The 21,887-nt window shown below is 59.6% G+C and carries 23 protein-coding genes; 12 read left to right on the forward strand and 11 right to left on the reverse strand.

Annotated features, from left to right (window positions below):
* Window positions 1–54: 54 nt before the first annotated feature.
* On the reverse strand, window positions 55–714 hold the full coding sequence (locus CYG48_RS14985; RefSeq protein WP_118851103.1) for a YggS family pyridoxal phosphate-dependent enzyme: 660 nt from the start codon (window positions 712–714) through the stop codon (window positions 55–57).
* Window positions 715–888: 174 nt separating this feature from the next.
* On the opposite strand from CYG48_RS14985, the gene leuS reads away from it, so the two are divergent.
* From leuS to holA, 3 genes are read left to right on the forward strand one after another with little or no spacing between them, the layout of a single operon-like run.
* Window positions 889–3,519, forward strand: a complete 2,631-nt coding sequence (gene leuS, locus CYG48_RS14990) for a leucine--tRNA ligase (protein WP_118851104.1) — start codon at window positions 889–891, stop codon at window positions 3,517–3,519.
* Window positions 3,509–4,063: a hypothetical protein gene (locus CYG48_RS14995; protein ID WP_118851105.1), complete on the forward strand. Its 555-nt coding sequence runs from the start codon at window positions 3,509–3,511 to the stop codon at window positions 4,061–4,063. The genes leuS and CYG48_RS14995 overlap by 11 nt, the downstream gene beginning before the upstream one ends.
* On the forward strand, window positions 4,051–5,082 hold the full coding sequence (gene holA, locus CYG48_RS15000) for a DNA polymerase III subunit delta (RefSeq protein WP_118851106.1): 1,032 nt from the start codon (window positions 4,051–4,053) through the stop codon (window positions 5,080–5,082). Before CYG48_RS14995 ends, holA begins: the two co-directional genes overlap by 13 nt.
* A gap of 1 nt (window position 5,083) precedes the next feature.
* On the opposite strand, the gene CYG48_RS15005 is transcribed toward holA, so the two are convergent.
* From CYG48_RS15005 to hemE, 8 genes are all read right to left on the reverse strand, one after another.
* Window positions 5,084–5,965, reverse strand: coding sequence for a ParB/RepB/Spo0J family partition protein (locus tag CYG48_RS15005; RefSeq protein ID WP_118851107.1), 882 nt, complete (start codon window positions 5,963–5,965; stop codon window positions 5,084–5,086).
* Window positions 5,966–5,992: 27 nt separating this feature from the next.
* Window positions 5,993–6,784 carry a ParA family protein gene (locus CYG48_RS15010; protein WP_118851108.1) on the reverse strand — a complete coding sequence of 264 codons (792 nt, stop codon included), beginning with the start codon at window positions 6,782–6,784 and terminating at the stop codon, window positions 5,993–5,995.
* 19 nt (window positions 6,785–6,803) lie between these two features.
* Window positions 6,804–7,415, reverse strand: coding sequence for a 16S rRNA (guanine(527)-N(7))-methyltransferase RsmG (gene rsmG, locus CYG48_RS15015; protein WP_118851109.1), 612 nt, complete (start codon window positions 7,413–7,415; stop codon window positions 6,804–6,806).
* The gene (gene mnmG, locus CYG48_RS15020) at window positions 7,415–9,295 is read right to left on the reverse strand and encodes a tRNA uridine-5-carboxymethylaminomethyl(34) synthesis enzyme MnmG (protein WP_118851110.1); all 1,881 of its coding nucleotides are present in this window, start codon (window positions 9,293–9,295) and stop codon (window positions 7,415–7,417) included. Before mnmG ends, rsmG begins: the two co-directional genes overlap by 1 nt.
* 34 nt (window positions 9,296–9,329) lie before the next feature.
* Entirely contained in the window at window positions 9,330–10,625 is a 1,296-nt protein-coding gene (gene mnmE, locus CYG48_RS15025; RefSeq protein WP_118851111.1) for a tRNA uridine-5-carboxymethylaminomethyl(34) synthesis GTPase MnmE, read from the reverse strand.
* 93 nt (window positions 10,626–10,718) lie between these two features.
* Window positions 10,719–11,984 (reverse strand): transcription termination factor Rho, encoded by a 1,266-nt coding sequence (gene rho, locus CYG48_RS15030; protein ID WP_118851112.1) that lies wholly within the window; start codon window positions 11,982–11,984, stop codon window positions 10,719–10,721.
* 179 nt (window positions 11,985–12,163) lie between these two features.
* Complete coding sequence (gene hemJ, locus CYG48_RS15035; RefSeq protein WP_118851113.1) at window positions 12,164–12,718, reverse strand: protoporphyrinogen oxidase HemJ; 555 nt, start codon at window positions 12,716–12,718, stop codon at window positions 12,164–12,166.
* Window positions 12,706–13,668 (reverse strand): uroporphyrinogen decarboxylase, encoded by a 963-nt coding sequence (gene hemE, locus CYG48_RS15040; RefSeq protein WP_445304342.1) that lies wholly within the window; start codon window positions 13,666–13,668, stop codon window positions 12,706–12,708. The genes hemJ and hemE overlap by 13 nt, the downstream gene beginning before the upstream one ends.
* Before the next feature lie 471 nt (window positions 13,669–14,139).
* Between hemE and CYG48_RS15045 the strand changes: the two genes are divergently transcribed.
* Genes CYG48_RS15045 through dnaQ form a run of 5 tightly spaced genes read left to right on the forward strand, consistent with a single transcriptional unit; the run spans window position 14,140 to window position 17,766 of the window.
* Window positions 14,140–14,961 (forward strand): pyruvate, water dikinase regulatory protein, encoded by an 822-nt coding sequence (locus tag CYG48_RS15045; protein WP_118851115.1) that lies wholly within the window; start codon window positions 14,140–14,142, stop codon window positions 14,959–14,961.
* Between the two features lie 29 nt (window positions 14,962–14,990).
* Window positions 14,991–15,599, forward strand: a complete 609-nt coding sequence (locus CYG48_RS15050; protein WP_256371643.1) for a Maf-like protein — start codon at window positions 14,991–14,993, stop codon at window positions 15,597–15,599.
* Window positions 15,592–16,449 carry a shikimate dehydrogenase gene (locus CYG48_RS15055; protein ID WP_118851117.1) on the forward strand — a complete coding sequence of 286 codons (858 nt, stop codon included), beginning with the start codon at window positions 15,592–15,594 and terminating at the stop codon, window positions 16,447–16,449. The genes CYG48_RS15050 and CYG48_RS15055 overlap by 8 nt, the downstream gene beginning before the upstream one ends.
* Window positions 16,449–17,054, forward strand: coding sequence for a dephospho-CoA kinase (coaE, locus tag CYG48_RS15060; RefSeq protein ID WP_118851118.1), 606 nt, complete (start codon window positions 16,449–16,451; stop codon window positions 17,052–17,054). Before CYG48_RS15055 ends, coaE begins: the two co-directional genes overlap by 1 nt.
* A complete protein-coding gene (gene dnaQ, locus CYG48_RS15065; RefSeq protein WP_118851119.1) occupies window positions 17,047–17,766 on the forward strand; it encodes a DNA polymerase III subunit epsilon in 720 nt (239 codons plus the stop codon). Before coaE ends, dnaQ begins: the two co-directional genes overlap by 8 nt.
* 31 nt (window positions 17,767–17,797) lie before the next feature.
* Here dnaQ and secB read toward each other — a convergent pair whose 3' ends face one another.
* Window positions 17,798–18,274 carry a protein-export chaperone SecB gene (gene secB / locus CYG48_RS15070; protein WP_118851120.1) on the reverse strand — a complete coding sequence of 159 codons (477 nt, stop codon included), beginning with the start codon at window positions 18,272–18,274 and terminating at the stop codon, window positions 17,798–17,800.
* A 75-nt stretch (window positions 18,275–18,349) separates the two neighbouring features.
* Window positions 18,350–18,895, reverse strand: a complete 546-nt coding sequence (locus CYG48_RS15075; protein WP_118851121.1) for an FxsA family protein — start codon at window positions 18,893–18,895, stop codon at window positions 18,350–18,352.
* A gap of 125 nt (window positions 18,896–19,020) precedes the next feature.
* Here CYG48_RS15075 and CYG48_RS15080 point away from each other — a divergent pair, with 125 nt between their 5' ends.
* From CYG48_RS15080 to CYG48_RS15095, 4 genes are read left to right on the forward strand one after another with little or no spacing between them, the layout of a single operon-like run.
* A complete protein-coding gene (locus tag CYG48_RS15080; protein ID WP_118851122.1) occupies window positions 19,021–19,716 on the forward strand; it encodes a Tim44/TimA family putative adaptor protein in 696 nt (231 codons plus the stop codon).
* Window positions 19,713–20,831, forward strand: a complete 1,119-nt coding sequence (gene mltA / locus CYG48_RS15085; protein WP_118851123.1) for a murein transglycosylase A — start codon at window positions 19,713–19,715, stop codon at window positions 20,829–20,831. Before CYG48_RS15080 ends, mltA begins: the two co-directional genes overlap by 4 nt.
* On the forward strand, window positions 20,828–21,427 hold the full coding sequence (locus CYG48_RS15090) for a Smr/MutS family protein (protein ID WP_118851124.1): 600 nt from the start codon (window positions 20,828–20,830) through the stop codon (window positions 21,425–21,427). The genes mltA and CYG48_RS15090 overlap by 4 nt, the downstream gene beginning before the upstream one ends.
* On the forward strand, window positions 21,424–21,789 hold the full coding sequence (locus tag CYG48_RS15095; RefSeq protein WP_118851125.1) for a helix-turn-helix domain-containing protein: 366 nt from the start codon (window positions 21,424–21,426) through the stop codon (window positions 21,787–21,789). The genes CYG48_RS15090 and CYG48_RS15095 overlap by 4 nt, the downstream gene beginning before the upstream one ends.
* The last annotated feature ends 98 nt before the right edge of the window (window positions 21,790–21,887 follow it).

Below are 21,887 nucleotides of genomic sequence, written 5' to 3' on the forward strand. Positions count from 1 at the left end.
ATCTAAAGTGTCTAGAAGGGCGGGGGAAGCCCGACCAAGGGCTAGTAGCTCGCGTCAGCGCGACCCGAAGATAGCCGAACCGACGCGCACACTGGTTGCGCCGAACTCAACAGCTGTTTCAAAGTCGCCCGACATGCCCATTGAAAGCTTCTCCACGCCACACTCTTTGGCGAGCTTCTGCAGCAGCGCAAAATGTGGTCCAGGGTTCTCTTCGGCCGGGGGGATGCACATCAGCCCTTCGATCGCGAGCCCCAGGTCCTTGCGGCAAAATTCCATGAACTGCACGGTTTCCTTGGGATCAATCCCCGCCTTCTGCGGCTCAAGCCCGGTGTTCACCTGCACGTAGAGCTTCGGCGCCCTGCCCTGCTTCTTGATCTCCTCACCAAGTGCCCGGGCGATCTTCTCGCGGTCCACCGTTTCGATGACGTCGAACAGCGCCACGGCATCGGCTGCCTTGTTGGATTGCAACGGGCCGATCAGGTGCAGCTCGATATCCGGCGTCTCCGCCTTCAGCTCCGGCCACTTGCCCTGGCTTTCCTGCACGCGGTTTTCGCCGAACACGCGCTGGCCGGCGGCAATGACCGGCCGGATGGCATCGCCGTCGAAGGTCTTTGACACCGCCACAAGACTCACCGAACCTGCTGGACGCTTTGCGTATCTCTCCGCCTTTGCGATCCGCGACCTGACATCCTGTAGCCGTTCTTCGACGCTCATGATCAACCGCCTTCCACTATTTCTTGCAAGCTGCGGGCTTAGCGCTCATATAGGCTGGTGCCAAGGGTCTTTGCCTTGAACCTGCCGCTCTCCCGCCCTCAAAACTTGACGCTTGCAGGGTTTCGTGGTGAAGGTCACCCAACTTTTTCCTGCTTTTCCCGGAATTTCATCGAAATGGCGACTGAACGTTATAACCCGCGCGATGCCGAACCTCGTTGGCAGCAGAAGTGGAACGAGGCGAAGGTTTTCGAAACCGACAACAGCGACCCGCGCGAGAAGTACTACGTCCTCGAGATGTTCCCGTATCCGTCGGGCCGCATCCACATGGGCCATGTGCGCAACTACGCGATGGGTGACGTCGTTGCCCGTTACAAGCGCGCCCGCGGCTATAACGTCCTGCATCCCATGGGTTGGGACGCTTTCGGCATGCCAGCCGAAAACGCCGCACGCGATAACAAGACCCACCCGAAGTCCTGGACCTACCAGAACATCGAATCGATGAAGAAGCAGCTGAAGGCCATGGGTCTTTCGCTGGACTGGTCGCGCGAATTTGCTACCTGCGATGTCGAATATTACCAGCGCCAGCAGCACCTCTTCCTGGAAATGATGGAAAAGGGCCTGGTCTACCGCAAGCAGTCGAAGGTCAACTGGGACCCGGTCGACCAGACGGTTCTGGCCAACGAACAAGTTATTGACGGCCGCGGCTGGCGCTCTGGCGCGCTGGTTGAACAGCGCGAACTGGTGCAGTGGTTCTTCAAGATCACCGAATTCAGCCAGGATCTCTTGGACGCGCTGGATGATCTGGACCAGTGGCCGGAAAAAGTGCGGCTGATGCAGAAGAACTGGATCGGTCGCTCCGAGGGTCTGACGATCCGCTGGGAAGTCGTGCCATCCACCGCGCCCGCCGACGAAAGCGAGATTACCGTTTATACCACGCGGCCGGACACGTTGTTCGGCGCCTCCTTCCTGGCGATTGCCGCCGATCATCCGATCGCCAAGGCAGCCGCGGCGAAGAATCCGGCTATCGAAGAGTTCGCGGAAGAATGCCGCCGCCAGGGCACCTCGCTTGCCGCGCTTGAAACGGCTGAAAAGAAGGGCATCGACACCGGCATTCGGGTCAAGCATCCGCTGGATCCCTCGTGGGAACTGCCGGTATATGTCGCAAACTTCGTGCTGATGGACTACGGCACGGGGGCCATCTTCGGCTGCCCCTCGGGCGACCAGCGCGACCTGGACTTCGCACGCAAATATGGCCTCCCGGTCGTACCGGTTGTGATGCCGGCCGATGGTGATGCGGCAAGTTTCACGGTGGGCGACACCGCCTATACCGACGACGGCGTGATGATCAACTCGCGCTTCCTGGACGGCAAGACCACCGACGAAGCCTTCCAGATCGTCGCCGACAAGCTGTCCGGGACCATGCTCGGCAACATGCCGCAGGGCGAGCGCAAGGTGAACTTCCGCCTGCGTGACTGGGGTATCTCGCGCCAGCGTTACTGGGGTTGCCCGATTCCGGTCATCCATTGCGATGACTGCGGTGTTGTGCCGGTGCCGAAGAAGGATCTGCCGGTTCAGCTGCCAGACGATGTCACGTTCGACCTGCCCGGCAACCCGCTCGACCGCCACCCGACCTGGCGCCATGTGGCCTGCCCGCAATGCGGCAAGGACGCCCGTCGCGAAACCGACACCATGGACACCTTTGTCGATTCGAGCTGGTACTTCACCCGCTTCACGGCGCCGTGGCAAGATGATCCGACGGATCCGGCCGCTGCCAACCATTGGCTGCCGGTGGACCAGTATATTGGCGGCATCGAGCACGCGATCCTGCACCTGCTTTATTCCCGCTTCTTCACCCGCGCGATGCGCGAAACCGGCCACGTGGACGTCAAGGAGCCGTTCAAGGGCCTCTTCACGCAGGGTATGGTGGTTCACGAGACCTACCGCCGTGGTGCAGGGCAAGCGGGCGAGTGGGTTTCTCCAGCCGAAATCAAGATCGAGGAGGTTGACGGCAAGCGCCGCGCCACGATGTTGAACACCGGCGAGGAAGTCACCATCGGCTCGATCGAGAAGATGTCCAAGTCGAAGAAGAACGTGGTCGACCCCGACGACATCATCGCCTCCTATGGCGCCGATACGGCTCGCTTCTTCGTGCTGTCGGATTCGCCGCCGGATCGTGACGTGATCTGGTCGGAAGCTGGTGTTGAAGGGGCGCACCGCTTCACGCAGCGCCTGTGGCGCCTGATTTCGGAAGCCTCCGCAAACCTGAAGACGGTTGAGCGCAAGCCGGCTAAGGAAGGCGAGGGGCTTGCCATCTCGCAGTTGGCCCACAAGACGCTGAAGGCCGTCCAGGCCGACTTGGACAAGCTTGCCTTCAACAAGGCCGTGGCACGCATCTATGAACTGGTGAACGCGCTGGCCGCCCCGCTGACGGACGTTGCTGCAGGCAAGGGTGACGAGGCCTACCGCGCCGCTGTTCGTGACGCAGCCGAGATCCTCATCCAGATTGTGGCACCAATGACGCCGCATCTGGCCGAGGAGTGCTGGGCGGCGCTTGGCAACCAGAACATGCTCGCGCATGCCGCATGGCCGCAGTTCGATGAGGCGCTGACGGTTGAAAACGATGTAACGGTGCCTGTGCAGATCAACGGCAAGAAGCGCGCTGAATTGACAATCGCACGCGACGCGGATCAAACTGCTGTGGAAGCGGCGGTTCTCGCGCTGGATGCGGTAAAGGCGGTTCTTGAAGGCCGCGCGCCGAAGAAGATCATCGTCGTCCCACAGAGGATCGTGAATATTGTCGTCTGACCGTTCGTTCCGCCGCCTCGGGCTCGCCGCTGGTCTTGCCGTTCTGACGCTTCTGGGCGGCTGCCAGGTTCGGCCGCTTTATTCCGAATCAGCCGGCACTGGCGAGCGCCTTGCTGCGGTGAGCTTCGCGGCGCCGAAGGGCAGGGTGGAGCAGGTGGTTCGCAACCACCTCGTTTTCCTCAGCACCGGTGGTTCAGGCCCGGCCGAACGGCCGGCCTATAACGTCACACTCGATGTCACGAGCACCGCCTCGAGCATCATTGACGACGAGGATGAAGACAACGTCTCGCCGAGCGGCATTCCTGTACCCGGGCGTGTCCAGGTGTCGGGCACCTATACGCTTACCCGGATCAGCGACGGTCAGGTCCTGAAGTCGGCCAAGCGCGAAGTCGTGGCGCAGATGGACGTCTCCGGTCAGGGTTTTGCCAAGGTTCGCGCCATTCGTGACGCAGAAAACCGCGCCGCGCGGGAACTGGCGGAATTCATCCGCGCGGAGATCGCCATCGTTCTGGCACGTGAGTCCCAGGCGGCATGGTCGAAATAAAGTCCCACGAGTTCGACCGCTTCGCCGAGCGGAGCAGCGATCTCTACCGGATTTTCGTGATCTACGGGCCCGACCGTGGGCTCGTCTCCGAACGCGCGAAAGTCATTGCCGGCAAGACGGGTGTCTCACAGGACGACCCGTTTGCGATGCTGAAGCTTGATGTTTCCGATCTCCAGGGCGATCCCGGGCGGCTGCTTGACGAGGTGAACTCGCTTGGGCTGTTTGGCGGCTCGAAACTCGTTTGGCTTCGGGGCGCGGCGAACGAAAAGCCGCTGCTGGACGCCGTCCAGGTGCTCGCATCCGGCCCATCACCCGCCAACATCCTCATCATTGAGGCGGGCGACCTGAAGAAGGGCAGTGGCCTGCGCAAGATTGCCGAGCCCGCCAAGGGTATCGCCGTCATTCCCTGTTACGCAGATGACATCCGCTCGCTCAACGCCCTGATCGATACGGAACTGGCGGGGGAGGGGCTTCGCATCAGCGCCGATGGGCGCGAACGGCTGCTTGAATTGCTTGGGGGCGACCGCGTCGCCTCACGCAACGAGATCCGCAAGCTGGCTCTCTACTGCCGCGGAGCCGGGGTGATTGAGGAACAGCATGTCGATGAGATAATCGGCGATGCCAGCGCCATCTCCGCGGACGAGGCCGTTGACGCAGTGCTGACCGGTGATCTGGCCGCGCTTCACCGCACGATGCAAAAGATTTCGACATCCAAGACGCCGCTCTTCCTGGTGCTCCAGTCCTGCCTCAAGCAGTTCCAGCTTCTCGACTTGATGAAGTCCGAGATGGAGGAAAAGAAGCTGCCGCCGGCGCAGGTGATGATGACGCTCGGCCGGCATATCCACTTCAAGCGGAAGCCGCTGGTCGAGAAGGCTCTGCGGACTTGGAACACGACCGCATTGGCGCGCGAGACCGAGCGGCTGCAGAACGCCATCCTCTCAAGCCGCCAGAAGCAGAGCCTGGAAGCAAGTGTGGTTTTTCACGCGCTTCTGGCCGTCGCGGTGCAGTCGGGCCGGTAGGTTATCGGCGCTCCAGCAACCGACAAACCTCTTCCAATTGTTCCAAGCTGCGGTAACCGATTCGGATGTGACCGCCACCGTTCTTGTGGTTGATGCGGACATCAAGGCCCAGTGCGTCAGACAGCGTACGCTCCAGCGCCAGGGTATCCGAATCCTTTTCCTCCTTGCGGGAGGCGGAAGCGGGTTCGGATTGAGCTTTGATGTCGTTCTGGGCTAACCGCTCGGCATCACGCACCGACATTCCCTTGGCAACGATGGTGCGCGCCAGCGCTGCGGGGTCGGAGGTAGTGATGAGCGCGCGGGCATGACCGGCGGAGAGACTGCCTGCCGCGACCATATCCCGCACGGGCTCTGGCAGCTTCAACAGACGCAGGCTGTTTGCCACATGGCTACGGCTCTTGCCGATAATCTCGCCTAAATCGTTTTGCGTGTATCCGTGCTCCGCTATCAACTGCTCGTAGCCAAGCGCTTCTTCGAGCGGGTTGAGGTCAGCACGCTGGACGTTCTCGACTATGGCGATCTCGAGCGCCGTGCGATCGTCCACATCACGAACGATAACCGGGATCTCGACCAGTCCAGCCAACTGCGCCGCACGCCAGCGACGTTCGCCGGCGATGATTTCGTATTGGTCACCGCCCTTGTTGCGCACCACGACCGGCTGCACAATCCCATGCTGGCGTATCGAGCTTGCCAGATCCTGCAGGTCGCTTTCGACGAAGTTGCGGCGCGGGTTGCGTGGGTTGCGCGAGATATGCTCGATCGGCACCATCCGGTCAGGATTGACGGTCGGCGCCGGAGCATTCGCCGGCACCGGCTGGTCCATCTCGCCGATCAGCGCGGCAAGACCGCGCCCAAGCCGTCGCTTCGATAGATCATCACTCATTGCTCAACCCTGTGTTTTAGAAGCGCATCAGGCGGCTTTACGCCGACGCTCTCTTTGAATGACTTCCGATGCCAGCTGAAGATAAGCCTGGCTACCGGCGCATTTGAGATCATACAAGATCGCTGGTTTACCATGAGACGGCGCCTCGGAAACCCGCACATTGCGCGGGATCAGCGTATGGTAAACCTTCTCGCCTAGATAGGTGCGTACATCACTGACGACCTGCTGGGCAAGGTTGTTACGGGCGTCGAACATGGTCAGGACGATGCCCTGGATATCGAGCGACGGGTTCACTGTCCGACGAACTTGGTCCACCGTCTCCAGAAGCTGGCTCAGGCCTTCCAGCGCAAAGAACTCGCATTGCAGCGGCACAAGCACGGAATGCGCCGCTGCCATGGCGTTCATTGTCAACAGGTTGAACGACGGCGGACAATCAACGAGAATGTAAGAATAAGCGCGTGCCTCTTGGCTTTGCAGCGCGCGCCGGAGCTTGAATGCACGGTCGGTATCCTGGGCGATCTCCATCTCGAAACCGAGCAGGTCCATTGTCGACGGCACGATCGACAGGTTCGGTACGGCGGTTGCCTGCACAGTCTCCGGAATGGAGTTGAAGCCCATCAACAGGTCATAGGAGGAGAGCTTTCGATCCCGGCGTTCGATACCCAACCCGGTGCTCGCATTGCCCTGCGGGTCCAAGTCGATGATCAGCACCTGCTCGCCGATGGCGGCAAGGGCAGTCGCCAGATTGATCGCTGTTGTGGTTTTACCAACGCCGCCCTTTTGATTGGCGATCGTAATGATCCGGTTCTTGTCGAACATGCTGCACCTTAGTTCAAGGTTACCTGCGCGTCAGGTTGCTGATCTCAAGGATCACCGAGTCCTGCTCAACCGCGCTTCGATGTTCTACCAGATCAAAAGTCCACCGACCATGCGCTTTCTGAATCTCGCTCGCGTAATCCCGCCCTTTATGGAAGAAGGCTTTGGTCGGATTCCCTTTCATCCAAGGTTCCGAAAGCTCCAGAAGCATGTCCAAATCCGCTAGAGCCCGTGCCGAAATCGCATCCGCAGTGGGAATGATGGCGTGTGCGGCATCGATGCGCATGGGTTGAACCGAGCCGCGGGCGCCCGTCTCATTCAGCGCAACCCGCAAAAAGGCGCATTTCTTCTGGTTGCTCTCCACCAGATTCACCCATCCATCTCCCAGTTCCGCAAGAAGAATAGCGGTGATCACACCAGGAAAGCCGCCGCCAGAGCCGAGATCGACCCACTGCTGTGGCTGGGGTGACAGCTGGAAGATCTGCGCACTGTCAGCGATGTGGCGGTTCCAGAGTTCGTCAAGCGTGGACGGCGCCACGAGGTTGATCGTGCGGGCCCATTTAGAAAAAAGCGCCGCAAAATGCTCAAGCCTCTGTTGCGTTTCACGTGAAACACTTCTTCCGTTTAACTTCATCAGGAGACTCGTTTAAGGCGACTATCGGCGCTTTCGCGCTTTTTAAGAAGTGCGAGGATGAGGGCGAGAGCAGCCGGTGTCATTCCATCCACACGAGCGGCTTGGGCGAGATTGGCCGGTGCAGCCTTTCCAAGCTTGAGCTTCAACTCATTGGACAGGCCCGGCAGCGATGAGAAGTCAAAATCGCCCGGGATGATACGCGCTTCATCCTTACGCGTCGCCGAAATGTCCGCAGCCTGCCGCTCCATATAGACCGCGTAAGACGCCTCAATCTCCAGCGCCTCGGCAACCTTTGGAGCCAAGTTGCCCAGCTCAGGCCATACCTTGGATAGACCGGGAAGAGATTGCTCCGGATAAGACAGTAGCTCATATGCCGAGCGACGCTGGCCGTCCTGGTTGATCTTGATACCGTGCAGCTTTGCTTCGTTCGGCGTCAGTGTCATAGTCCGAAGCAATTCGCGGCCTTGTTCAAGATCACGTTGATACCTTTGAAAACGCAGTTCACGTTCAGGTCCGACACAACCGAGCTCGATACCAGCGCCAGTCAAACGGATATCGGCGTTGTCCGCCCGGAGCGAAAGCCTGTACTCGGCGCGCGAGGTGAACATTCGGTATGGTTCCGTAACCCCTTTAGAGGTGAGGTCATCAATCATGACGCCGATATAGGAGTCTGCACGTCCAAAGACGTAAGCCTCTGCGCCACTTGCTTGACGAGCGGCATTTAAGCCGGCAATAAGCCCTTGCGCGGCTGCTTCTTCATAACCGGTCGTGCCATTGATCTGGCCCGCGAGAAACAAGCCATTGATCTTTTTCACTTCCAGCGCCGCCGTTAGCTCGCGCGGATCAACGTGGTCATACTCGATCGCGTAACCAGGCTGGAAGATCTCGACACGTTCCAAACCAGGAATGGTCCTAATAAAAGCTTCCTGAACTGCGGCGGGCAGTGATGTCGAAATGCCATTTGGATAAACAGTCGGATCATCCAGACCTTCCGGCTCGAGGAAGACCTGATGCCCATCGCGCTCGCCGAAGCGGACGATCTTGTCCTCGATGGAGGGGCAATAGCGCGGACCGACGCCCTCAATCTGCCCGGAGTACATCGCCGAGAGACGGATATTGTCGGAGATGATCTTGTGCGTCGCGTCCGTGGTACGCGTAACCCCACATTCGATCTGCGGCGTCGTGATGCGATCAGTCATGAAAGAAAAGGGAACCGGATCTTCATCCGCAGCCTGGCTTCCGATGCTCTGCCAGTCAATCGTCCGTCCGTCGAGACGTGCCGGCGTTCCGGTTTTCAAACGCCCGAGTTTCAATCCGAAGCGCGAAAGGGTGTCGGACAGACCCATCGATGGCGCTTCGCCAACGCGGCCAGCCGGAATCTTTTCGCTGCCGAGATGGATTAACCCACGTAGGAAGGTACCAGTCGTCAAGACAACCGTTACGCATGCGAATCGACGGCCGTCCTTCATGACGACCCCAGCGATGCGATCGTTCTTTATGTCGAGATCAAAGGCATCGCCCTCGATGACATCGAGGTTCGGATGTCCCTCAATCTCACGCTGCATCGCCAGACGGTAAAGCTTTCGGTCCGCCTGCGTGCGTGGTCCGCGAACAGCTGGGCCCTTCTTCCGGTTCAGCAGACGAAACTGGATCCCGGCAGCATCAGCGACACGTCCCATCAATCCATCGAGCGCATCGACTTCACGAACAAGATGGCCTTTCCCCAATCCACCGATGGCCGGATTGCAGGACATGACCCCGATAGTATCGCGGTTATGGGTAACGAGGGCAGTTCTGGCACCAAGACGTGCAGCGGCGCTCGCTGCCTCGCATCCAGCATGACCACCACCGATCACGATAACATCGTAACTCATCTTCATTCCTGTTCGATGAAACCCAAAGGTTTCACGTGAATCACTTCCCGATGCAGAACTGAGAGAATATGACGCCGAGAAGTTCCTCGACATCCACGCGACCCGTAATGCGTCCAAGGGATGTCGCAGCACCCCGCAAATTTTCTGCCCGGACGTCGAGTTCTGTGCCGTTTAGCGCGTCCTGAATAAAATGGGAAGCCTCTTTGAGGTAGCGGACGTGGCGTTGACGACCGGGGACAAGGCCGCCGGACCAGGTTTGTTTCACCTTCGTGGCGATGAGATTGCGGAGTTCGTCCAGGCCGTCGCCTATCTTTGTCGAGATGCAGAGGTCGTAAGCCGTCCGAGGCTCATGCCGATCCAGTTTGGTCCCAACCTTCAAAACTTCAGCATCGCCAGTCGTCGCGAACTGTTGCGGATCCGAATCGATCTCCTGAAGAAGCAAGACAAGATCTGCTTGTTCGAGCGTATCCTTCGCACGCCGCACACCTTCACGTTCCACGACGTCTTCTGTTTCCCGGATACCGGCCGTGTCAAAGAAGCGCACGAGATAGCCATCGATATCAAGATCAACGTGCAGCACATCACGCGTCGTGCCTGCGATGTCCGTAACAATCGCAACATCGCGCTTGGCCAAGGCGTTGAGCAGGCTGGACTTTCCAGCGTTTGGTGGGCCAACGATCGCCACCTTGTAACCGTCGCGGATGATCTCGCCCGCCTTCGCTTCCGCGAGATGTTGTTCAATCTCTAGATAAAGATCCCCGACCTCAGCCCAGACCTGATCCGATACCGAGCCTGGTACATCTTCCTCATCCGCAAAATCGAGTTCGGCCTCGATCAACGCGCGCGCTTTCGTCAGCCGCTGCGCCCATTCCATGTAAAGGGCTGATTGACCGCCAAAACTCTGCTCGACCGCCAAGCGCCGCTGCATTTCCGTCTCGGACGCTACGAGATCTGCCAGCGCCTCGGCTTCCACCAGATCGAGCTTACCGTTCTCGAAGGCCCGCCGGGTGAACTCCCCAGCTTCAGCAAGTCGCAGACCCGGCAGTGCCTCCAGCGCACGATAAACAGCGGCGACAACCGCGCGGCTGCCATGCAGATGAAGTTCGACGCAGTCTTCGCCGGTAAAGGAGGCAGGGGCCTGGAAAACCAGGACGAGCGCCTGGTCGATCATCTGGCCTTGAGCATCCCGAACCGTCCTCAGAACCGCCTTACGCTGCTCCGGCAGAGTGCCAATGAGTGCCACTGCAGCATCGAGTGCTTTAGGACCACTGATTCGCAACACCGCGACGCCGGCTGGAAGCGCTCCGCTGGACAAGGCATAGATCGTATCAGTCATGGCGTGTCCCTTGGCATCTCCATTTATACCGGTCCACCAAACAAAAAACGCCCGGTCTTGCCGAGCGTTCTTCATCTGGAATCCGGCTAAGGATCAAGTGTTCATCGAGTCGAAGAAGTCGCCGTTCGTCTTGGTCTGCTTCAACTTGTCGATGAGGAACTCGATTGCATCCGTGGTACCCATCGGCGCCAGGATACGACGTAGCACGAAGATCTTCTGGAGATCCTGGCGCGGAACAAGCAGGTCTTCCTTGCGCGTGCCGGACTTGAGAATGTCCATGGCCGGGAAGATGCGCTTGTCGGCCACCTTACGGTCGAGCACGATTTCCGAGTTACCCGTACCCTTGAATTCTTCGAAGATAACTTCATCCATGCGGCTGCCGGTATCGATGAGCGCGGTCGCGATGATCGTCAGCGAACCACCTTCTTCGATGTTACGGGCGGCGCCGAAGAAACGCTTCGGGCGCTGCAGGGCGTTGGCATCCACACCACCGGTCAGAACCTTGCCGGAGGAGGGCACAACCGTGTTGTAGGCGCGTCCGAGGCGCGTGATCGAGTCGAGCAGGATCACCACGTCGCGTCCATGTTCAACCAGGCGCTTTGCCTTTTCGATCACCATTTCGGCGACCTGCACGTGACGAACGGCCGGTTCATCGAAGGTGGAGGAGACGACTTCACCGCGCACCGAGCGCTGCATGTCCGTCACTTCTTCCGGACGCTCATCGATCAGAAGAACGATCAGGTAGCATTCCGGATGATTGGCGGTGATCGAGTGAGCAATGTTCTGCAGCAGAACGGTCTTACCCGTCCGTGGTGGAGCGACGATCAGGCCACGCTGGCCCTTGCCGAGCGGTGCCACGAGATCGATGACACGCGGCGAAAGATCGCGGGAGGTCGGAACCTCGAGCTCCATCTTGAAACGCTCATTCGGATAAAGCGGCGTCAGGTTGTCGAAATGAACCTTGTGGCGGATTTTTTCCGGGTCATCGAAGTTGATCGTGTTGACCTTGAGAAGCGCAAAATAACGTTCGCCTTCCTTCGGGCCGCGGATCGGGCCTTCCACCGTATCGCCGGTCTTCAGCGAGAAACGGCGGATTTGCGAGGGCGAAATGTAGATATCGTCCGGGCCCGGCAGGTAGTTGGCATTGGCCGAACGAAGGAAGCCGAAGCCGTCCTGCAGTACTTCCACAACGCCTTCACCGATAATCTCCACATCCTGGCTCGCCAGAACCTTGAGGATCGCGAACATCAGCTCCTGCTTGCGCATCGTGCTGGCATTCTCGACCTCCAGCGATTCCGCGAAGGTCAGCAAATCGGTTGGAGATTTGCTTTTGAGTTCTTGAAGCTTCATTTCAGCCATGAAGGGGACCACACAAGTATTTCGGGGAGATGTAGGCGTGAGGGTGAAATTCGCTACCGCGGAAGATGATCCGGGACGAGGGAAAATACACGCATGCCACGAGATGAGGTGGACGCAAAATAGCGACTCACTTGAGACACCGCAAGAGGCAATTGCAGGTCAGAGGACAAGAAACGGCGTCAGAACGGCTTCACGATCACCAGAATGACGATCAGGATCATCAAAAGCGTCGGCATTTCGTTCATCAGGCGCCAGTAGCGGGCGGTCTTGCGCGGACCATCGGCGGCAAAGCTGCGCACCGCCTTGCTGAACAGCATGTGCACGCCGGTCAGCAACACCACGAGCAGGATCTTGGCGTGCAGCCATCCGCCCTGGAAACCATAGGCTTCGGAGGCGAGGTAAAGGCCGAGCAGCCAGGTGATCATCATCGCCGGGTTCATGATGATCTTCAGCAGTCGCTGCTCCATCATCTTGAAGGTTTCCGACTGGGCTGAACCGGGCTCGGCATCGGTGTGGTAGATGAACAGCCGCGGCATGTAGAGCATCCCGGCCATCCAGGAGATCACGGCGATCACGTGAAACGCCTTGATGTAGAGCAGGAAATTGTCCGGCTGCGCGAGATAGACGCAAAGCAGGATCGCCAGGAACACGCCGAGCGCCACGAAGGCTCTCAGCGCCGATTTGCGGCCGGCAACGGGTCCGGCCTGCTTGTTTTCCGGCTTCACGCCTTCCATCCGCGCACCCGTTCGATCAGCCGCGTCACGTTATCCGGATCCGCTTCCGGCGTAATGCCATGACCGAGGTTGAAGATCAGCGGTCCTTGCCCCAACACCTGCAGGATCGCGTCAACGCCATCATCCAGCGACTTGCCGCCAGCGACGACACGCATCGGATCGAGGTTGCCCTGAACCGGCCCATCCTTCTGCAGTTCCTGCGCAAAGGAAAGCGGCACGGACCAGTCGAGCCCGATCGCATCCGCCCTGGTTTTCTGGCGGTAGGTCTTCAGGTTCAGCCCGGCACCCTTCGCAAAAGCGATGACCTTGGCGCCCGGCCGCGCCTGGCGCACGATCTCGATCATCCGCGCCACCGGCTTTGCGGCAAAAGCATCAAACTCTGTTTCACCCAGCACGCCGGCCCAGGAATCGAAGATCTGCACGGCGTCGGCACCGGCATCGATCTGAGCAATCAGGTACTGCGCCGAAACTTCTGCCAGGAACGACAGGAGCTTTTCGAAAGCTTCCGGATGCCGATAGGCGAAAAGCCGCGCCGGCGCCTGGTCGCTCGTGCCGTGACCGGCGATCATATAGGTCGCAACCGTCCAGGGAGCGCCACAGAAGCCCAAGAGGGTCGTTTCCTGGGGCAGCGCCCCCCGAAGCCGCCGAACCGTCTCCAGCACCGGCTGCAGGTGCGGCAGCACGCCATCGTCCTTCAGCGCCAGGATCTCGCTGACATCGATCGGGTCCATCTGCGGACCCTCTCCCTGCACGAAGCGGACATTACGCTTCAAGGCATCGGGAATGACGAGGATGTCGGAAAACAGGATAGCCGCATCAAAGCCATAACGCCGGATCGGCTGCAGCGTCACTTCGACGGCAAAGTCGGGGGTGTAGCAGAGATCAAGGAAACCACCGGCTTTGGCACGCGTTTCCCGGTACTCGGGCAGATAACGTCCCGCCTGCCTCATGAGCCAGATCGGTGGTGGCGAGACAGTCTTGCCTTCAAGGACGCTCAGGATCCTCCGGGGGGTGCCGGTCAATGGGTTCTCCCTAAACAAAGAAATGATTTTAAAAGAGTTTCTATTTCTTAGAGTCGGTGGGTAGCAAGGATTAAAGTCAAATCACAGGCACGCATCGAAACCGCTGGATATCCCGCAGATGCGCAGATCCAAATGCCGCCCTTTGCCGCATCTGTGGATCATCGCGATTCTGCAAGCCAAATCAGCCACATCTTCCTCCGCAGGATCGGCGTTCGTCTGTGGATATTGGGTGGACGGTGATTCTCTTGTAGTGGTTATCCCCAGAGCCCACAACACGCTTGGAATCCTGTCCGGCTGATCACCGAATGTGGAAAACCCGGCAGTTTTCCCGACCCCCTCCGGCCGCAGCACCCGGGTCGTCATTCTCTCCCCAGTTATCAACAAAGGACCAAAAACAGCGTGGAGAACAAAAGAAACTTCTTCCATCTGCACCTGATATCTGACTCAACGGGCGAGACTCTCATTTCCGCCGGCCGCGCCGCAGCCGTGCAATTCCAGGGCTCGCTGCCGGTCGAACACGTCTATCCCCTGATCCGAAATCGCAAGCAGTTGCTGGCTGTTCTGGAAGCCGTGGATCGGGAACCTGGCATTGTTCTCTACACGCTTGTCGACGAGGAACTCGCAAGCCTCATCGATGAACGCTGCCGCGAGATAGGGCTGCCGAGCGTCAATGTTCTTGAGCCGGTGCTGACAGTTTTCCAGACCTATCTTGGCGCCTTGTCGCGCCGCCGGGTCGGCGCCCAGCACGCGCTCAATGCCGAATATTTCAAACGCATCGAAGCCCTGAACTTCACCATGGATCATGATGATGGGCAGATGCCGGAAGATTATGATGACGCCGATGTCGTGCTGATCGGCATCAGCCGCACCTCGAAAACGCCAACAAGCATCTACCTCGCCAACCGCGGCATCAAGACCGCCAATATCCCAATCGTGCCAGGCGTCGACCTGCCTGAGAGCCTGTACCGCGCCACCCATCCACTCATCGTCGGTCTGGTGGCAACGACAGATCGCATCAGCCAGGTGCGTGAGCATCGCGAGCTTGGCGTGACTCAAGGGTTTGACCGACGTCATTACACCGATCGTGCCACCATCCATGAAGAGCTGAAATACGCCCGCGCGCTCTGCGCCCGCCATAACTGGCCGATCATCGACGTCACGCGGCGATCGATCGAGGAGACGGCGGCGGCGATCGTTGCACTGCGCCCGAAGCTGCGTTAAGCCGATTCACCTGCTTTGGAGCTTTCCTCGTGTCCGTTTCTGCTGAACAAGTCCCCCTCGTTCTCGCGTCATCCAGCCCGTTTCGCCGCATGCTGATGCAGAATGCCGGACTGACGTTTCAGGCCCGGGCGGCGGACATCGACGAGCGCCGCATCGAGGCAGGGTTGGAAGGTGCAGCGCCCGATGAGGTGGCACTGACCCTCGCCGCCGCAAAGGCGATGGAAGTCAGCAACCATTTTCCAGATGCGATCGTCATCGGCTCGGACCAGACCATGTCGCTCGGCAAGCGTGTCTATCACAAGCCGAAGAGCCGTCAGGAGGCGAAGGAAAACCTCCTTTCTCTCTCCGGAAAAACGCATCGGCTGAACAGCGCGATTGCGTTGGCGCGTGGTGGCGATGTCCTTTGGGAGCATGTGTCGCATGCCGATCTCACGGTGCGCACACTCAGTGAGGAGTATGTAGATCATTATCTCGATCGCGTTGGTGAAGCGGTTTTCAGCAGCGTTGGCGCCTACCAATTGGAGGGGGAGGGCATCCAGCTCTTCTCCCGGATCGATGGCGACTATTTCACCATTCTTGGCCTGCCCATGCTGCCTCTGCTGGAAAAGCTTCGCCAGTTAGGAGCCATCCGTGGCTGATTCACGTGAAACATTTGTGGTTAATGCTTTCGTAACGGGCTGGCCCGTCAAGCACTCACGCTCGCCATTGATCCACGGTCACTGGCTGAAGCAGCTCGGCATTGCCGGCAGCTATAGGGCAGAACCAGTTGCCGAGGATGCATTCGCTGCCTTCATCCAGAGCCTGAAAGACGGCAGGTCCAGTTATCGCGGCGGCAATGTTACCATTCCGCATAAGGAGCGCGCCTGCGCGCTGGCAGATCGCCTGGACGATCTGGCGGAAGAGCTGGGTGCCGCCAATACACTCTGGATGGAGGAAGGTCGTCTCCATGCGACCAATACTGATGGCCATGGTTTTACCGCCAACCTCGACCATCAACATCCCGGCTGGGACAAGGCCGATCGCGCCGTGGTATTCGGGGCAGGCGGCGCCAGCCGCGCCGTCGTCCAATCGTTGCGCGATCGCGGCTTGAGCGAAATCTACGTCGTCAATCGCACGGTGTCGCGGGCACAGGAACTGGCGGATCGTTTTGGCGCAAAGGTGACGGCGCATCCGACGGAAGCACTGGCTGAAGTCATGACCAGCGCTGGCCTTTTCGTGAACACGACCTCGCTTGGGATGGACGGTAGCGAAGCGCCACGGATCGATTTCAGCCGCCTGGCCGCTGGCGCGGTTGTCACCGACATTGTTTATGTACCCCTGAAAACGCCGCTCCTCCTCCAGGCTGAACAGCAGGGTTTCGCGACTGTCGATGGGCTCGGCATGTTGCTGCACCAGGCAGCGCCCGGTTTTGAAAAATGGTTCGGCCGCCGTCCGACCGTGGACGATACGCTGCGCAACCTCGTCATCGCCGACATGGACAAACACTGATGATCGTGATCGGCCTCACCGGCTCCATCGGCATGGGCAAATCGACCACGGCCGAGATGTTCTCCGAGGAAGGCATACCGGTCAATGATGCCGATGCCGTGGTGCATGATCTTTATCGCACCGAAGCGGTTGAGCCTGTGGCCAAGGCTTTCCCCGGCACCGTCCGCGATGGCGTCATTGACCGCGGGGAGCTGTCGCGGCAACTCGCAGCCGCGCCTGAAAGGTTTCGCGAACTCGAGGCAATTGTTCATCCGCTGGTACGAGAGCGCGAAAAGCAGTTTCTCGAGCATCATCGAAAGCAGGGCCGTGACCTGGTGCTTCTCGATATCCCGCTGCTTTTCGAGGTGAAGGGCGAGGATCGCGTCGATGTGATCGTCGTCGTGACCTGTGATCCACAGATACAACGGGCGCGGGTGCTTGCACGGCCCGGCATGACGGGCGAGAAGTTGGACATGATTCTTTCCCGGCAGATCGCGGATGCGGAAAAGCGCCGGCGCGCCGACTTCATCATCGATACCGGCCTTGGACTTGAGGCAGCACGGGAAAGGGTTCGGCAGGTCATTGCCGCAATCAGGTCCGGAACCATGGGCGACAATCATGCGTGAGATCATCTTCGATACGGAAACGACGGGTCTTGAAACCAAGCTCGACCGCATCATCGAGATCGGCGGCGTCGAGCTCATCAACAACTTCCCGACCGGCAGGACGCTACATCTCTACATCAACCCGGGCGATCGCAAGGTTCACCCGGATGCGCTTGCCGTGCACGGCATTACCGATGAGTTCCTGAAGGACAAGCCAAGCTTCGCCGACGTCGTCCAGGAGATCATCGACTTCTTCGATGGCGCCAAGTGGATCGCTCATAACGCGACCTTCGACATGGGCTTCATCAACGCCGAGTTTGAACGCCTCGGCCTGCCGCCGGTGCAGTCGGACCGCGTCGTTGATACGCTCGCCATGGCGCGCCGCAAGCATCCGATGGGCCCGAACTCGCTCGATGCTCTGTGCCGTCGTTACGGCATCGACAATGCGCACCGCACCAAGCACGGCGCGCTTCTCGACTCCGAACTTCTTGCCGAAGTCTACATCGAGATGACGGGTGGTCGCCAGGCAGCCTTCGGCCTGACCGACAACGATCGTTCATCGACCGTCATTTCCGTTGAAGAAACGGTGGTAACGATCAGCGGTCGTCCGCGTCCTCTCGCCCCGCGCCTCACACAGGCTGAACTTGAAGCCCACGCCGCGATGGTGGCGACGATGAAGGGCAAGTCCCTCTGGCTTCGTTATGACGAGGCACAACAAAAAAGCCCGGCATGACCGGGCTTTTTTTCTGTCGGAAAGGTCAGAGTTAGCTGTTGAGAGCCTGGACCTTGGCGCGGGCCTGTTCTTCGGCCATGCGCTGCGTGAACATCTGCGCGAAATCGATCGGGTCGATCATCAGCGGCGGGAAGCCGCCGTTGCGCGTCACGTCAGCCACGATCTGGCGCGCGAACGGGAACAGCAGGCGCGGGCATTCGATGAACAGCACCGGCAGCATATGTTCCTGAGGGAAACCTGCAATCCGGAAGACGCCGCCGTAAACCAGCTCGGCCGCGAATACGATCTTCTCGCCTTCGGTCGCCTTGGCTTCGAGCGTCAGGACAACATCGAAATCCGTATCCGAAAGCGGATTGGCGTTGACGTTCACGTTGATGTTGATCGAAGGCGCCTTGTCACGCGACTGAAGTGAGCGAGGCGCACCGGGATTCTCGAAGGAGAGATCCTTGGTGTACTGCGCCAGGATATTGATCGACGGCGCTACCGCCTGTGTCTGTTCGTCTGCCATGAAGATTTCCTCGAACCTTGGAGTTGCTTGGCCTCTAACACTGACGAGCAGGGAGATTCAAGGCTTAATGGCTTTTCAGGACTTGTTGTTTCCGTTCGGGCCGATCCACGGCGAAGATGGATTGCCGCGATTGCCCGGCTCTTCCCGGTGAAAATCCTCCTCGTCGAGATCGACTACCTGACCGCCCGGATTGCCCGGACGGACGGGGCCTCCCGGCTGTCTTGTGTGACTTTCGTAACGATACGTCTGGCTACTGCCTGACCGCACCACCACGACGCGGCGGCCGACAAGCTTCCAGATCGCGCGTCGGATGGAGGGAATGAACAGCGCGATCCCGACGATGTCGGTCAGGAAGCCGGGAAGCAGCAGAAGGATGCCGGCCACCACAATCATTGCGCCATCGACAAGCGCCAGGCCCGGCACGCGTCCTTCGCGGCTTTCGGTCGAGATCTTCTGAAGGATATGCATGCCCTGGCTTCTGAGCAGGATCGTACCCAGCACCGCCGTGCCAATCACCAGCCCAAGCGTCCACCACAGGCCGAATGTGCGGCCCACCAGAACAAATCCGGCAATCTCGGCAAGTGGCCAGAGCAGAAGAAGCGGAAGAAAGAAGAGGCGCATGATCTATTCCCTGCTTGATCGAGCCCGGCGACCGTTGCGCTGACGCCTTCGCTATTTGAATGATGAACGGATGCGGACTATATGAGAAGCTGCAACAAAAAATTAAACGGCAATTGCGGGTTAAGATGGGTTCCAACGACTTGATAACGCTTTTTTTCCTCGTCGCCGCAGTGCTGATCTTCCTGCAATTGCGCAGCGTGCTCGGACGGCGGACCGGTAACGAAAAGCCACCGTTCGATCCCTACAGCCCGCGCGACGTCATGAAGAACCCTGCAGACGACGGCAAGGTGGTGACGCTTCCGCGCCGCGATGTGCAGGACGACGAGCAGCGTTATGCCGATATCGACGCGGTGGCCAAGCCTGATACGCAGCTCAATACGGCCCTTCGCGATCTCCTGAAGTCGGACCCGTCATTCAGCCCCAAGGAATTCCTGAACGGCGCCAAGATGGCCTATGAGATGATCGTCATGGCCTTTGCCGATGGCGACCGAAAGACACTGAAGGGCCTGCTTTCCAAGGAAGTCTTTGAAGGTTTCGATGCAGCGATCACCGAACGCGAAGCCCGCGGCGAAGTCGTCAAATCCACCTTCGTTGGCATCGACAAGGCAGATATCACCCATGCGCTGGTCAAGGGCTCGGAAGCCCAGGTAACGGTGCGCATCGTCAGCCAGTTGATCTCTGCCACCTTCGACAAGGCCGGCGCGATTATCGACGGCGACCAGGAAACGGTGGCCGAGGTCATCGATATCTGGACCTTTGCCCGTGACACGCGCTCGCGCGATCCGAACTGGAAGCTGATCGCCACCGAATCCGAGCAATGACCGAGGCGGCGCCGCAATACCGGCTTCAACGCAAGGAGTTTGCAGATCTTCCGGGCTGGCGGGATGATGATCCGTCAGCCCTTTTCCATGGCATGCGCGCCTGCCTTCGCCAGATCCGCGATGTGAAGCCGTACAAGACGGGCGCTCTCGGTCTGACGGCCGCCGAGCTGGCGGACTTCATCGAAAAAGCCCCGGCAGGTGATCTTGACGCCACCACGGCGCGCGAATTCTTCGAAGCCCACGCCACGCCTTCCCTTGTCTCCCGCACCGATGGCAACCAGGGTTTTGTCACGGCCTTTTATGAGCCGGAGATCGAAGTTTCCCCCACGCGTGACGAAGTCTGGAAGTATCCCTTCTATCGCCGACCGCGGGACTTGGTGGACCTGGACGACCGGAACCGCCCGCCCGGCCTGGATTCCTCCTACATGTTCGGCAGGAAGACCGCCGACGGCATCACGACCTATCCGGAACGCCGTGAGATTGATGAAGGTCTCCTGGAGGGGCAGGGGCTCGAGATCGCCTATGCGCGCTCCAAGGTGGATGTGTTCTTCGTGCATGTGCAGGGCGCGGCCCGGCTGCGGTATCCGGATGGAGCTATCCGCCGCATCACCTACGCCGCCAAGGCGGGCCATTCCTTCTCGGCCATCGGCAAGCTGTTGATCGATCGTCGCGACCTCGATCCCGCCACGGTTTCCATGCAAAGCATCCGCGCATGGCTTGCTTCGAATCCGGCTAAGGTTGATGAAGTCCTCTGGCATAACCGCTCCTATATCTTCTTTCGCGACGCCGAGGTTACGGACGCGGCGCTCGGGCCGATCGCTGCCGCCAAGGTGCCGCTGATCCCGGGGCGGTCGCTTGCCGTTGACCGGCAGATCCACACCTTCGGGTTTCCCTTCTTCATCCATTCGGAAACATTGACGCATCTCGATGACGGCAAGTCCTTCGCGCGGCTGATGCTCGCGCTCGACACCGGTTCGGCGATTGTCGGGCCTGCGCGGGGCGACATCTTTACCGGGTCTGGTGACGTTGCCGGTGAACGTGCTGGAACAGTCCGCAACCCTGCCGACTTCTACATCCTGATCCCGAACACGGCAGCGGGCAGGTACGGCGCATGAAGGGTGGCCGAAAGTTAGATCCCGAAGAACGGATCCTCTGGGGGAAGGTCGCGAAGTCGACCCGCGCCATCCCTGGGCGGATGAAGGAAATCCTGGAGTTCGAAAAGCAGGAAGAAGAGCGGCTGGCGGCCGAGGAAGCGGCCCAGAAGGCAGCCAGGGAAGCCTTGAAGCCGAAGCCGCCACCGCGCCTCATCACGCAGGTCGTGGAGCCGCAGGCTCCGGCGCCGAGCTACCGTCCGCCTGTGCAACATCACCCCTTGGAAAAGCCGGTCAAGAAGAAGCTCGCCAAAGGCCGCCTGCCGATCGAAGCGCGGCTTGACCTGCACGGGCTTTACCAGGACGAGGCGCATGATCTGCTCCTCGATTTCCTGCTGCGTGCGCATGAGCGCGGTCTTCGCCATGTGCTGGTCATTACTGGCAAGGGCAGTTCGATGGGCAGCGAAGGCGCCTTGCGCCGCGCCGTGCCCCTGTGGTTCTCCAAGGCCGAGTTCCGTTTCCTCATTTCATCCTATGAATGGGCGGCGCGCCATCACGGCGGGGAGGGCGCGATGTATGTCCGCCTCGCTCGAAGCCGTACGGGCGGAGGCCTGGAATGACGCCCTTCGGCCACGCGCTTCGCGAGCTGCGCCGGCGCAAGGGGATCACCCAGCGGCAGCTGGCGGAGGCAATCGGTGTCACGCCCGCTTATCTCTCGGCGCTCGAGCACGGCAAGCGCGGCCGCCCCACGTTCGAGCTGCTGCAGCGCATCGCCGGCTACTTCAATGTCATCTGGGATGATGCCGATGAGCTTTTCGAGCTTGCCCATTCCTCCCATCCCAAGGTGGTGCTCGATACCTCCGGTCTTCCACCCGCTTATACCGCCTTTGCCAACCGTCTTGGCAGGGTGATTCGCACTTTGCCACCGCATGTGATAGAAGAACTCGACACGCTTCTGGAGAAAGCCTCCACTCCGACCTGATTTGGGCTTGCATCCACCGCTTTTGCAGGGCTCAAGCTTTAGAATCGGCCTCGGTTTACCTATATATTCGAGGACGAATGGCTGGTGATTCGCTCAAC

The organism is Neorhizobium sp. SOG26 (genome assembly GCF_003491345.1).
In the GTDB taxonomy this organism is placed as follows: domain Bacteria; phylum Pseudomonadota; class Alphaproteobacteria; order Rhizobiales; family Rhizobiaceae; genus Neorhizobium; species Neorhizobium turbinariae.